The sequence below is a fragment of the Pseudoduganella sp. RAF53_2 genome, from assembly GCF_052113985.1.
Classification (GTDB): domain Bacteria; phylum Pseudomonadota; class Gammaproteobacteria; order Burkholderiales; family Burkholderiaceae_D; genus Rugamonas.
In genome coordinates, this window is sequence record NZ_JBFRDW010000084.1 from 1 (window position 1) to 13,170 (window position 13,170).

At 62.2% G+C, this 13,170-nt stretch carries 9 protein-coding genes; 2 read left to right on the plus strand and 7 right to left on the minus strand.

Annotation, left to right across the window (positions count from 1 at the left end; genetic code table 11):
• The 4 genes from ligA to AB4Z11_RS07555 form a co-directional block, all read right to left on the minus strand.
• Positions 1–2,289, minus strand: a 2,289-nt coding sequence (gene ligA / locus AB4Z11_RS07540) for an NAD-dependent DNA ligase LigA (protein WP_442024000.1), incomplete at its 3' end; no start/stop codon positions are given.
• A 16-nt stretch (positions 2,290–2,305) separates the two neighbouring features.
• Positions 2,306–3,442 (minus strand): cell division protein ZipA C-terminal FtsZ-binding domain-containing protein, encoded by a 1,137-nt coding sequence (locus tag AB4Z11_RS07545; RefSeq protein WP_442024002.1) that lies wholly within the window; start codon positions 3,440–3,442, stop codon positions 2,306–2,308.
• Positions 3,439–7,065, minus strand: a complete 3,627-nt coding sequence (gene smc / locus AB4Z11_RS07550; protein ID WP_442024004.1) for a chromosome segregation protein SMC — start codon at positions 7,063–7,065, stop codon at positions 3,439–3,441. Before smc ends, AB4Z11_RS07545 begins: the two co-directional genes overlap by 4 nt.
• Before the next feature lie 59 nt (positions 7,066–7,124).
• Positions 7,125–7,700, minus strand: a complete 576-nt coding sequence (locus AB4Z11_RS07555) for a phosphatase PAP2 family protein (RefSeq protein WP_442024016.1) — start codon at positions 7,698–7,700, stop codon at positions 7,125–7,127.
• Between the two features lie 92 nt (positions 7,701–7,792).
• Between AB4Z11_RS07555 and AB4Z11_RS07560 the strand changes: the two genes are divergently transcribed.
• A complete protein-coding gene (locus AB4Z11_RS07560) occupies positions 7,793–8,269 on the plus strand; it encodes a low molecular weight protein-tyrosine-phosphatase (RefSeq protein ID WP_442024006.1) in 477 nt (158 codons plus the stop codon).
• Positions 8,270–8,428: 159 nt separating this feature from the next.
• On the opposite strand, the gene AB4Z11_RS07565 is transcribed toward AB4Z11_RS07560, so the two are convergent.
• The gene (locus tag AB4Z11_RS07565; protein ID WP_442024008.1) at positions 8,429–11,422 is read right to left on the minus strand and encodes a DUF1631 family protein; all 2,994 of its coding nucleotides are present in this window, start codon (positions 11,420–11,422) and stop codon (positions 8,429–8,431) included.
• A gap of 256 nt (positions 11,423–11,678) precedes the next feature.
• Between AB4Z11_RS07565 and AB4Z11_RS07570 the strand changes: the two genes are divergently transcribed.
• A complete protein-coding gene (locus tag AB4Z11_RS07570) occupies positions 11,679–11,852 on the plus strand; it encodes a hypothetical protein (RefSeq protein ID WP_442024010.1) in 174 nt (57 codons plus the stop codon).
• An 82-nt stretch (positions 11,853–11,934) separates the two neighbouring features.
• Here AB4Z11_RS07570 and AB4Z11_RS07575 read toward each other — a convergent pair whose 3' ends face one another.
• Both AB4Z11_RS07575 and AB4Z11_RS07580 read right to left on the minus strand, forming a co-directional pair.
• Positions 11,935–12,495, minus strand: a complete 561-nt coding sequence (locus tag AB4Z11_RS07575; RefSeq protein WP_442024012.1) for an ATP-dependent Clp protease proteolytic subunit — start codon at positions 12,493–12,495, stop codon at positions 11,935–11,937.
• A gap of 26 nt (positions 12,496–12,521) precedes the next feature.
• Positions 12,522–13,170, minus strand: a 649-nt coding sequence (locus AB4Z11_RS07580) for an acyltransferase family protein (RefSeq protein WP_442024014.1), incomplete at its 5' end; no start/stop codon positions are given.

Genomic DNA, 13,170 nt, shown 5'->3' on the forward strand with positions numbered 1-13,170 from the left:
CAGCTCTTCCGCCTTGGCGAGCTTGCTGCCCGCTTCGGCGCCAGCCACGACGTACGAGGTTTTTTTCGACACGGATCCGGACACTTTGCCGCCCGCCGCTTCAATCATCGCTTGCGCCTGATCGCGCCCCATATTCGGCAGCGTACCAGTCAGCACGAAAGTCTTGCCGCTCATGGCCCCCTCCGACTCAGCCACTTCCGGCAATTGCGCCAGCAGCGCTGCCCGCAAGTCTTCCACGCCTTCGAGCTTCGCTTTGTTGCCGGGCGTGCGCACCCATTCTTCCGGCGACTCCGCGACATTGGCGGGCAGACCGAAGACGTTGAACACGCCGAGATGCGCAATCGCGCCCAGCGTCATCCCATCCGTCAGCAGCTGTTTGGCGCGCGGCTCGGTGAGCTTCGGAATATCCATGGCCGCCAGCAGCTTCACCGGTTCCAGCTTCTCACGCAGTTGCGCTTTCGGTGCGTGTTCACCAGCAGGCGTGACGTGCTGCAGCAGCGCGTCAATCGCTTCCTGGTTCTTCGGCTCAGCGAAGAAGTCGGCAATCGACTCGGCGACGGTGCCACCAATGTCCGGCAGCACGCGCAGCAGCGCGGCGGGCGATTTGCGGATCAGTTCAAACTTGCCCAGCCAGTCCGCCAGCGTCTTCGCGGTCGATTCGCCAACGTGGCGAATGCCCAGCGCGAACAGCAAGCGTTCCAGCGGCGGGTTCTTGCTGGCCTTGATCGCATCCAGCAGATTGTCCGCCCATTTGGTGGCGATCTTGCCCTGTGCGACCGTTTCCGGCGTGGTGCCATCGCGTTCGTCAGCCAGGCGCTTCATCTTCAGCAGGTCTTCCAGCGACAGCTTGTAGAGATCCGCCACGCCGTGCACCAGGTTGCATTCGACCAGATTGTCGATATAGCGGTCGCCCAAACCTTCGATGTCCATCATGCGGCGGCCGGCGAAGTGGCGGATCGCCTCCTTGCGCTGGGCAGAGCAGAACAAGCCGCCGGAGCAGCGCGCCACGGCTTCATCGGCCTCGCGTACCACGTGCGAGCCGCACACAGGGCAAGTCTTCGGCAACGACCATGCCATCGGTTCAGGCGATGGACGGCGCTCCAGCACTACCGACAGCACTTCCGGAATCACGTCGCCCGCGCGGCGCACGATCACGGTGTCGCCAACGCGCACGTCCTTGCGATGCACTTCATCTTCATTGTGCAGGGTCGCATTGGTGACGGTTACGCCGCCCACGAACACTGGCTGCAGACGCGCCACCGGTGTGATCGCGCCAGTGCGGCCGACCTGCACTTCGATCGCCTGCACGGTGGTCAGCGCCTCTTCGGCCGGGAATTTGTGCGCCAGCGCAAAACGCGGCGCACGCGAAACGAAACCCAGCGTGCGCTGGTCTTCCACGTTATTGGTCTTGTACACCACGCCGTCGATTTCGTACGGCAGCGCAGGACGCGCCTTGCCAATGCGCTCGTAATAGCCCATCAGGCCATCCTTGCCGCGCACTACATCGCGCTCGCTCGATACCGGCAAGCCAAGTTCTTCATACCAGTCCAGCAATGCGGAGTGCGACTCCGGCATATCAGCGCCAATCAGTTCGCCGATGCCGTAGGCGAAGAAACTCAGTTTGCGCTGTGCAGTGATGCGCGAATCCAGCTGGCGCAGACTGCCCGCTGCGGCGTTACGTGGATTGACGAATTCCTTCTGGCCCTGCTCGCGCTGCCGCGCGTTCATGGCAGCAAAATCGGCCTTGAACATCAGCACTTCGCCGCGCACTTCCAGCACGGAAGGCACATTCTTGCCCTTCAGGCGCAACGGAATGGCCTTGATGGTGCGGATATTGGTGCTGACGTCCTCGCCGGTGAAGCCATCGCCGCGCGTGGCGGCCTGCACGAACACGCCGTCTTCGTAGCGCAGGTTGATCGCCAGACCGTCGTATTTCACTTCAGTGGCGTATTCGACCTGCACTTCGTCCAGGCCCTCGCGTACGCGGCGGTCGAAGTTCTCGATGTCTTCTTCCGTGAAGCCGTTATTCAGCGACAGCATCGGCACGGCATGCGTCACGGCGCCGAATTCGGCCAGCGGCACAGCACCGACGCGGAAAGTCGGCGAATCCGGCGCCACCAGATCCGGGTGGGCCGCCTCGATTTGCTGCAGCTCGGCGAAGAGCTTGTCGTACTCCGCGTCGGGAATGGTGGGCGCATCGAGCACGTGGTAGGCGTGCAGATGGCGATTCAATTCCGACGTCAGCCAGGCGGCGCGTTCGGCTGGGTTATGTTGTTCTTTGTTGCTCATTACTGCTTATTATTGCTTAACTGAACAGGCGCAGCGCGCGGGTCGAGCCGGCCGGAATATCGGACGATTCCATATCGGCGTAAAAATCCTTGACCTGGCCCGCAATACCGGCCAGCGCTTCGTCAGCCAGCGGCTGGTTATAGTCGTCGACGATGGTCGCATCCAGACGGCCGCTCAGCGACTTGGCGCAGGCAATCATGGAGCCGAAGCCGTCGCGCGCAGGCGATACGCAAGGCACATCCAGCAGCAGCGTCAGGCGCGGCGTGGTTTCTTCGGCCAGGGTCACATTGGTGGACAGGGTGAACAGATACCCCCCCTCGCCGTCCGGCATCGCGTAGCGGCCATCAGGACGCACGTCGAAACCCAGTTTTTCCAGTGCACCCAGCAGGGTCGCAATCGCCCACGGTGCGCCGTTGGTAGCGAGGTTCACGCCCAGCTGCGCGTCGTGATTGGCGACGAAGCGGTGCAGGTTTTTGGCTTCAGCCATGACTTCGATCATGTCCGGAATTTGCGGCTCGGCGCCGATTTCGTCGGCCACCGCGCGCAGGCGGGTCACCAGTTCGGAGTATTCGAGTTCGTTCAGGGCCGTGGTGCGGCTGGCCAGCTGTACGCCGCCTTGCAGCCTGGTGTACACCGTGCCATGGCGGATCGGCTCCCATTCATCGCTGACGGCCAGGCCGATGAAGTGGACCGGCTTGCTGCCCACAAAGCGCAGCTTTTGCAGCGCAGGCAGCAACTTGTCGCCGCGGATTGGCGCTTCCAGTTCCAGCGGCAGCAGGCAATCGATCAGCGGATCGACCAGGCTGGTGGCCAGTTCGGCAGGCGGTACGGATGCATCGGCGCTGCGCACCGGCGCGGTGGGCGCGTCATCATCAGGCGCCACGGTTGGCGATGGCACGGCGCCTGCCGGATGGTCGGGCGCAGCGTAGCCGCCGGAGCCCGCATCGGGCATGGGCACATCATCGAGGCTGAAGCTAGGCTCGGCGCGCTCGCCGGGCGCATCGCCCTGGCGCATCAGCACATCGTCGTGCTCGACGCCGAATACGCGTTCCATGCTCTTGCGGGCCTTGTACTCCTGCCACTTGTTATAGGTGAACACACCGGCGATAAACACGCCGCCGGCCGCGATCAAACTCATTTGGAAATCTGTCATGCTGCTTGGGCCTCAGTAGCAAAAGATGCGGCGGCTTCCATGTCCACCGCCACGATGCGCGATACGCCCTGCTCCTGCATCGTCACACCGATCAGTTGATTGGCCATCTCCATCGCAATCTTGTTGTGCGAGATGAAGAGGAATTGGGTCTGGTCGGACATGCGCTTCACCATGCGGCAGAAGCGCTCCGTGTTGGCGTCGTCCAGTGGCGCGTCCACCTCGTCCAGCAGGCAGAATGGCGCCGGATTCAAACGGAACATCGAGAACACCAGCGCCGTCGCGGTCAGCGCCTTTTCACCACCGGACAGCAGGTGAATCGTGGCGTTCTTCTTGCCCGGCGGCTGTGCCATCACCTGCACGCCGGAATCGAGAATTTCTTCGCCCGTCATGGTCAGCTTGGCCTGGCCGCCGCCGAACAGAATCGGGAACAATTCGGAGAAGCTCTGGTTGACGCGATCGAAGGTGTCCTGCAGCAGGTCGCGGGTTTCCTTGTCGATCTTGGTGATGGCGTCTTCCAGCGTGTTGATCGCTTCGGTCAGATCGCGGTTCTGGGCGTCGAGGAAGTTCTTGCGTTCGGACGCAGTCGACAACTCGTCCAGTGCAGCCAGGTTGACCGCGCCCAGTGCGGCGATCGCATTGGTCAGGCGCGTCACCTCGCCTTGCAGGTAGGACGCCTTCATGTCCGGATGCAGCTTCTCGGACAGCGCGGCTTCGTCGGCCTGCACTTCGGCCAGCTGCTGCGCGAACTGTTCCTGGTTCAGGCGCGCGGCCTGTTCCTTCAGTTGCATTTCCGTGATCTTGTCGCGCTGCGGCTGCAGGCTGCGCTCGGCCGACATGCGGCCTTCTTCGTGATGGCGCAGCTGCTGCGTGATCTGATCGAGTTCGTGACGCGCGTCGGCCAGCGCACGTTCCTGTTGCGTGCGGCGGTCCAGCAGATCCTGCAGACCTTCGTTGGCGGTGCCGGATTCCAGGCCCGCCAGCTCAGCCTCGCCGGCTTTCACGCTTTCCGCTACCTGCGCAACCTGCGCGGTGGCGGTCGCGATGCTGCGGCGCAGTTCGTCGATGCGGTTGCGCGCGGACTTCTCGGCAAACTCCGCTTCCTGGGCCTTGCGTTCCAGTTCGCGCAGGGCTTCGCGGGCGTCGGCCAGGCGCTGCTCCTTGAGCATGAATGCGGTCTGGCCGTCTTCGTGCTCGCCTTGCAGGTTGCCCAGTTCCATATCCAGCTGCTCGAATTTTTCTTCGGATTCGAGCTTGACCTGCATTTGTTCCGCTTCCTGCGCCGCGATTTCTGCCAGGTCGGTTTCGATCTGGTTGCTGCGCTGGTTGAAGCGCGCCTCGACTTCAGAGAGCTTGACCACTTCCAGTTGCAGCGTGTGTACGCTGGAGGTCAGGCTTTGCACCTTCTGTCGCACTTCCGCGAGGTGGCGCGCGTGGTTCGACAGTGCGGCATCGGCACGCACAGCGCGCGAACGGGCTTCTTCGGCCAGCATCGATTGCGCGCGCAACTGCTTGGTGATGTTGTCGATTTCGTGCTGGCGGCCCAGCATACCGGCCTGCTCGTCATCAGCGGCGTAGAAACGCACGCTCGATTGGGTGATGATGTGGCCTTGCTTCGTGACGAAGCAAGCACCGGCAGGCAGCGTACCGCGTGCTGCGAAGGCCGCGGTATTGTCATCGGCGTAGAAGGCGTTGTGCAGCCAGTCTTGCAGCACGCCACGCAGGCCGGGATCGTTCAGCTTCAGCAGATCCAAGAACGGACGCAGCGCGGCGCCACCGGCGGACGCGCCAGACGCAGTAGACGCGCCCCCGGCACCCGGCGTGACGCCGGCGGTACTTCCTGCTGCACCAGTGCCGAGCGCGCCGGGCGTGCTTCCTGCTGTGCCAGCAGGAGCGGTGGTCTGCGGCGCGAACAGCGCCAGCTTGGCCGGAGGTGCGTCGCTGAAGAAGTGCTTGGCCCATTCGATGTTGGACACCTGCAGCGCCGATGTGCGCTCGCGCAGGATTGCTTCCAGCGCCGTTTCCCAGCCCTGCTCGATATCCAGCTTCTGCCACAAACGCGGCAGCTCATTCAGTTCATGCTTCTGCAGCCACGGCGTAATCTTGCCCTCGGTCTGCACACGCTCCTGAAGCTGGCGCAGTGCGTTCAGACGCGCTTCCAGCTGATGGTTGGCAGCAGTCTCGGATTGAACGGCGGCTTGCGCTGCCTGGCGTTCTTCCTCAAGGCGTGGCTGCTGCTCGTTCGCTTCTTCGAGAATGAAATTCTGCTCTTCCAGCGCCTGCTGCTTCTCTTCCAGCTGCATCTTGAGGTTATCGAGATGCGTGGAATCGGGCATGGACAAGCCATTCTTCTCCTGCTGTAAACGCTCCTTGCGCGTCGCCAGGCCGGACAGAATATTGGAGGCATTGCGCTGGTGCGCAGATTCCAGTTCCAGCTGCTGCTGCGCCTGCATGATGCGGGCGCGCGATTCGGTGGACTTGCTCTGCGCCTCGCGCCATTCGCCTTCCAGCACGGGCAGCAATTCAGCCTTCTGCTCCGCCACCATCTTGGCCTCTTCGACCTTGGCGGACAGTTCTTCGACGTTGATCTCGGCCTCTTCGACCTGCGAAGAATATTCCTCGGCCTGTTGCTGCCACTGGTCGCGCTGGGCGGCAAGGGTGACCAGCTGGTTCTGCAAGCGGGTGCGCGACTCGATCACAAACTTGATCTGCGCTTCCAGGCTGCCGATCTCGGAGTTGGTCTGGTACAGGTGGCCCTGCGCCTGGTGCAGGCGGTCGCCGACGGCGAAGTGCGCCTGGCGCATCTGCTCCAGCGACAGTTCGACATTGCGCAGCTTGGCGGTCTGCTCTTCCAGATCGTTCTGCGCCTGCTCCATCTCGCGGAAATACTTGGCCTGCTCGTTCTGGGCTTCCGTCTTGCGCAACAGCCAAAGCAGCTTTTGCTTCTCATCCTGATCGGACTGAAGCTGGTGGAACTTGTTGGCCACGACGGCCTGTGCTTCCAGCTTTTCCAGGTTGGTATTCAGCTCGCGCAGGATGTCTTCCACGCGCAGCAGGTTTTCGCGCGTATCGTGCAGACGATTTTCGGTTTCGCGGCGGCGTTCCTTGTACTTCGATACGCCTGCGGCTTCTTCCAGGAAGACACGCAGTTCTTCCGGACGCGACTCGATGATTCGGGCGATCATGCCCTGGCCGATAATCGCGTAGGCGCGCGGACCGAGGCCGGTGCCGAGGAAGATGTCCTGAATGTCGCGGCGGCGAACAGGCTGACTGTTGATGTAGTAGGTCGAGGTGCCATCCCGCGTCAGCGTGCGCTTGACGGCGATTTCGGCGTATTGGCCCCATTGGCCGGAAGCGCGGCCCTCATGGTTATCGAAAACCAGTTCCACGGACGCGCGGCCCGCTGGCTTGCGCAGCGTGGAGCCGTTGAAAATCACGTCCTGCATGGACTCGCCGCGCAGTTCGGAAGCCTTGGATTCGCCCAGAACCCAGCGCACGGCATCGATGATATTCGACTTGCCGCAGCCGTTTGGCCCTACCACGCCGACCAATTGGCCCGGCACCTGGAAATTGGTGGGATCGACGAACGACTTAAATCCCGACAATTTGATGGAAGATAGACGCACGTTGTATCAGTTCTTCGCCCGCACAGGCACTAGTTTTCAAAGTGGCCAATCATAACATTTTACCAGCGGCGTTCGAAGGGTTTTTCATGGCCGGAGAGGTAGAGCGCCAGAGCGGTCATCCAGCGCTCGGTCGGGAGCGGTTCGGCCTGGGGCGCGATCAGCAACAGGGGCAGCAGGACGCCCGCCAGCGTCCGCCCAAAGCGCATAGGGCGCTCGCTGTGCACAATGGGGATGAAAGCCGCTGCCACAGCGAAGCCGACGGCTGCGCCCAAAACCACTTCGGCCCAGGAATGGGCGTGCACCGGCACCCGCGATACGCTGATCAGCAGCGCCAGCACAACGCCGGCCACCGTCGCCAGGTGCCGGGAGCGGTCTTCGGAATGGTTAAAAGCGAGGTAAAAAGCGACCGGAAAGACGGCGCAGGCCCGCATGGCATGGCCGCTCAGGCCACCAAACTTCATTTCCGGCATGCCGACACCCCAGCCGATCCAGGCAACCTTGGTGGCGACGACCGCCAGCATGCCCAGCCCGAACAGCAGGCACCAGCTCAGACTCAGGCGCCAGGAACGCCCCGCCAGCAGCCAGGCGGCGATCGCGATGCCCAGCGGGCCTGTAATGGGCAGGCTGCCTAGCATGCTCAAGCCGTTCCACCAGCTCATCATCCGGGCGCGCTCCTGAAGTTGTAGATGTTATATTGAAACACAAACACCGTATTTCATCGAATCATATGCCGCAAAGTAAAACTTCTGTTTTGTTCGTCTGCATGGGCAATATCTGCCGTTCTCCTACCGCTGAAGGAGTTTTCCGGCACCGCGCCGAAGCTGCCGGTCTGGATCTGCACATCGATTCGGCAGGCACCCACGCCTACCACATTGGCGAGGCGCCGGATGCCCGCTCTTCACGCCACGCACTGCAACGTGGCTATGACCTGAGCGCCCAGCGGGCACGCAAGGTCACCGCTGCGGATTTCGAGCGCTTCGACCATGTGCTGGCCATGGATCATGAGAATCTGGAGATTTTGCAGCGGGCCTGTCCGCCGCAGTATCAGCATAAAGTGGGACTGTTCATGCGCTATGCCACGCGCTCCGAATCCGAAATCGTGCCGGACCCTTACTATGGCGGAGCCAAAGGCTTCGATCTGGTGCTGGATTATATTGAGGATGCGTCGGATGGCCTGATTTCCATCTTAAAACCCAAAGCGTGAACCTGGTGCCTGCCACGCCGTGGCAGGCACCTGTCGTCTGAGGTTTCAGGCTACGCCGTGGCAGGCACCTGCCGTTTGAGGTTTTAGGCTACGCCGTGGCAGGCGCCTGTCGTCTGAGGTTTTAGGCTACGCCGTGGCAGGCACCTGCCGTTTGAGGTTTCAGGCCACGCCGGCCTGGTCGTGCGTGTYGTCGTTGACCGCCATGGCGCCCATGGCTACGGTCAGCGCTTGCGCCACCACTCCTTCGGTGCGGATCAGGCGCACAGTACCATCGCGGAACTGCTGCGCCAGTGCGTCGCCGGAGATGGAGAACGCTTCCTGGCGTGAACTGGTGGAGAAGATGTAAAGCGTCTTCAGTGGGCTGATCCACGCCAGCTTGACTTTGCGCGTGCTGCCGTCGTCCTGCTCGAACTCCAGCCAATTGCCGCGCGCCAGCGAGTCCACTTCAATGGTGGCGTCGTCGTCTTGCGGCGGAGGCGTTTCGGATTCGATCTTGGCCTGCAATTCCAGACGGCGCTCGGCATCCTTCTGCGCCACTTCCATGGCTATTTCAACCTGGCGCTCCGGCGAGATTTCCAGCGGGGCACGCACGATCGATGCATGGCACTCGGCCAGTTCGGCAAAGAATTGCAGACGGTCGGAGTCCTGCCACTTGATCACATCCAGCCACTTGTTCAGCGTGGAAAGCAGGGTTGGCAGCTTAGCGATCAGCTTCTTGCGGTCGTCGGCCGTGATCTTCGGACGCACAGACCAGATGAGATCATCCATGGTGTCGGTCGCGTTCTTTACGGCGCCCGGCTTTTCGTCCTCGACGCTGTAGGCAATCTTCAGGACCGATACCCATTTGTTTTCCAGGAAGGCTTCAACCACGGCCACTACTTCGCCGGTGCCGATGCGCAGAGCCACGGCATCTTTGGCCGACTTGGCGGCGACCGCCATCTTTTCCTGCTTCAATGCGAGTTTGATCGGTTCGGCGATGGCCGCAGCGGCAGCGGTTTCTTCGGCATTCAGCGAAGCTTCGAGTTCGTTGACGGCCTCGGTGAAGACCGACAGCTCCTGCTCGTAGTCGCTGCCGACTTTTTCCACGCTCTTCTGCATGGCCTTGAACAGCGGATCGTCCGAACCCTTCTTCTGCTCCCAGCCCATGCGCGACATCAGGTCGATCATGCGGCGGGCCGGGTGCGCTTCCTGGAAGAAGAAGTCTTTGTCGACCAGCGCGGCCTTCAGCACCGGGATCTGCAGGAAGCGGATCAGGTTCTTGATTTCAGGGCTGATGCTCTCGTCGCGGAAGACGGTGTCGAACACCGCCGACAGCAAGTCGATGGTGCTTTCGTCGGCGCGCGTCAGACTGCCCTGTGGAGCGGTCTGCTTGATCTGCGGCAGAAAGAAGACATTGCCCGTTTGTGCGGGCTGGTCGGCGAATCCTCCGGCCATTGCGGCGCCCTCGCCGGCTTCGCCAGCCGGAATACCGACCATGCCGGCCGCGCCGGCCATCCCATTCAGGCCAGCCAGGCCAAACATGCCTGCATCGCCAGCGGCGATAGACATTCCTTCCGCGCCGACGGCCGCCGCGCCCGTCCTCACCGCGCCGCGCTGGAGTTGCGCGAGATAGTTCATCAGCGGCTCTTTGGCGCTGATCAGCGACAGCCGCTGTGCCACTTCGTTATTGGCGCCGCCGTGGAAGCCCTGCGCGGGACCCTGCACCCAGCCGGTTGCCGGCACTGCCACGCCGCCCGGCACGCCAGGCACGGCAACGCCGGCCATCATTTCTGTCGATGCGCCTGGCGCAGCGAATACCACGCCCGCAGGCGCAGCACCGCCAGCCACCGGCACGAACCCCGGTGCAGGCACTGCGCCCGGCGCAACCGCTCCGCCAGCTACAACGCCTGCCAGTGCGGCCGGTACGCCAGGTACCGCGCCAACGCCAGGGGCCATGCCCGCACCCGAGACGCCTGCGATGCCGGCGGACAACGCCGCCCCCGGGATGCCAGCAGCACCTGGGGCCATCGCCACACCCGGAACACYGGCAGCCATCGTCATACCCGGAATGCCAGCGGCGCCTGGGGCCATCGCCACGCCCGAAACACCGCCGGCGCCGGAGGCCATAGGCACGCCAGCGCCAGGAGTCGCCGCCACGCCGGGGGCCAGGACCATGGCAGGCTGCATTGCGGCACCCGCCATCGGTACCCCGGCAGCGACGCCCGCCGGAGCCGCACCGCCGTGTGCTGCCGCGCCAGTCGCCGCAGAAGCATGCTCTGGCTGAGTCTTGACGCCACCTTCCAGATGCCCTGGCGCGCCATACAAGCCGGGAGCCACCGCCAGGGTCGGCAAGCTCAGATCCAGATCGCCCAGCTGATCAAAACCAGTCGGCGTTTTGCTTGGCGTATCGGATGCGCCAGCGAAGAACTGGCGCAGTTGTTCAGCCAGTGCCGCTTGCTGATTCTTCTTGCGCGAAGGCGCCATCGAAGCATCGTGCGAATCCGCACGTCGCATCTTCTTTCCCTCACCTTTACGCTCCAGCCCCTGGTTGAGCGCTTCGTACATCGCGCTCAACTCGAAGAACGTGTCGGGCTTCAGATGCGGCATCAGGAATTCTTTGGCTTCCTCGTCGTTCACGAACTCCAGCCAGGCGGCATTGATCGCGTTGAGGAAGGCTTCGGGACGGAAGGGATTCTGATTGACGCGCAGGATATCGCGGTCCATAAGGAAGGCCAGCCGCACATTTAGCGTGGCCAGCGCATCGGAATATTGCACCTCAAAGGGCTTGGCGATGCTGCCCATGGTGACCTTGTTGTCCATCTCCTCGAACGGCACGAGGGACAGCGGACCATCCAGCGCCGGCGCCGCCTTTTTGCCGGGACGCAGATCGGCGAGGTCCCGGCGCACCGAGCGCTCCATCTCCTTGGACACCAGATTCATGAACGCGAAGTGATCGGTGCGCAGCAGATTACCGGCACGGATGCGTGCCTGCACCTCTTTCACATCACCGCTCATATTGTCGCCATCGACCAGTGCACCAGCCAGCGACAGCGCGAAATCGTGGAATTGCTCGCTCAGGTGCTTGACCGCCACGCTGATCAGATTTTCCAACAGCGCATGCCGCGGCGTGACCGCATTTTTGGGCAGCGAAGGCTTGGATTGATCTGGAAGCATGATGGCGCCTGACTTTGAGGGTTATGCCTATTGTGGCAGATTATTTCCACAAGGCAATAGGCAAAATGAAAGAATTCGTGAATTTGTTGGGAAATTGTGTGAGATTGTCGCGGCGCACCAAAATGGTGCGAGGCATAGTCCTACATGCCTCTACGGAAAATTCCGATACAAGATTAGTGCTCAAATACGCATCATGCCCCTACGGACGGCCTTTGGGGGCTATTCGGACATCTGATTCACAGGAAAGGAGTTCCAAATGAAGAGGAATGACAAAGGCCGCAGCAAGCAAAGCTCCTCCGCGGGCAGCAAGCAATCGGGGAGTCAGGGCTCGCAGCAGAGCGGCAGCCCAAGCATGCAAAACCAGCAGCTCGAAGCCAACCAGCAGCCGAGCCACAAGATCGACAGCAAGCGTGCACGCAAGCGCTCTTAGTAGCGCAGCAGCGGCCGGGCCGTAAGCGCTGTGCCGTACGACGAACAGAGCCCGGCCGCTTCGGCGCCCCGGCTCTTTCTGTTTATATATTGGTGACGCGCTTGCCCTTGGGCGGCGAGAAATCCTTGATGGCATTCACCAGCTGGACCTTTTCCGCGTCGCGTGCAGTCAGGTGCAGGTCGGACATGGAGTGCACCAGCCAATGGTCATCAGTCAGCTGCACGTTCTGGCGCAGGATCGATTCGGTGCGGGCGTCGTCGGCCTGCAAGCCTTCCACAATGATGCGCAGCGCATCCGGACGGGCGCCCGATGGCGCGCTGGCGTGCGACTTGTGGATCATGAAGCGCGCAGTCTCGCTGGCGTAACGCTCCTCGCCCGCCAGGAAAAGAATCACGGCGATCGAAGCCACCGCGCCGGCGTTATAAGTCACGACCTTGATCGGCAGATTGCGCAGGTAGTTATGCAGGCACAGACCGTCGCTCACATAACCGCCATTGGACTGAATCAGGATATGCGCAGTCTCCACGCCATCCTCGGTCATGTCCGCCACCGCATCGAACACACGGTGCACCATATCGCTATTGACGTCGCCCGACAGGGTGAACCAGGCTGCCCCATCAAGCTTTTGCTTATCGTTATCCATGGTTAGCGCTCGTAGAGTAGATAAAGTCATTCTAGCAAAGAGCGCACTCCCGGGACGCACACGCCGCGCGGCGCGCGTTTTAGCCGCTTTTTAAGCGTTAACGCAGGCTTTTCGATCAAATGCCACGATATTGCGGCCGCCGCCAGAGTTACGGCCGCGGATAGTAACAACACCTCGATCCAGCGTCCCTCCACCTGGGCGCAGAGTTGCTGAACCGGGAAAGCATAGATATAGATGCCATAGGAATAGTCGTAGCCGCGGACCAGTTGCAGCCAGCGCGGCGCCGCGAGTGCAAAGACCACCGCAGCGTAGGGCACCGCGATCCAGAGCATTCCGGTCAGCGCCAGTGGATTGTCCACGAAGGGCAGCACGCCCAGCCCGGTGGCCGCCACCGGCGCCGAGAACGGAACCCGGGATCGGAACCATTGCAGGCAGGTGCCGACACAGAAGAACACACCCAGCCATGCAAGCCAGTCCAGTACAACCTCCACGCCCAGACGCCAGAGTCCCGGCACAGGCAATGTGTCCAGGTCTGCCGCTCTGCGCCACAGCCAGAATATGGCGAGCAGGAGCGCCGAGCCGAAGCTCGCGGCGCCCAGCCACGCGTGAGGGAGCAAGGCTCCAGCCAGCGCCAGGCCGATGTACATGAGGACTTCGTATTCCAGGGTCCAGAGC

Coding starts and splice junctions, on each gene's coding strand:
- AB4Z11_RS07545 (WP_442024002.1), bottom strand. CDS start 3,442: ATGACAGATTTCCAAATGAGTTTGATCGCGGCCGGCGGCGTGTTTATC.
- AB4Z11_RS07555 (WP_442024016.1), bottom strand. CDS start 7,700: ATGCTAGGCAGCCTGCCCATTACAGGCCCGCTGGGCATCGCGATCGCC.
- AB4Z11_RS07560 (WP_442024006.1), top strand. CDS start 7,793: ATGCCGCAAAGTAAAACTTCTGTTTTGTTCGTCTGCATGGGCAATATC.
- AB4Z11_RS07570 (WP_442024010.1), top strand. CDS start 11,679: ATGAAGAGGAATGACAAAGGCCGCAGCAAGCAAAGCTCCTCCGCGGGC.
- AB4Z11_RS07575 (WP_442024012.1), bottom strand. CDS start 12,495: ATGGATAACGATAAGCAAAAGCTTGATGGGGCAGCCTGGTTCACCCTG.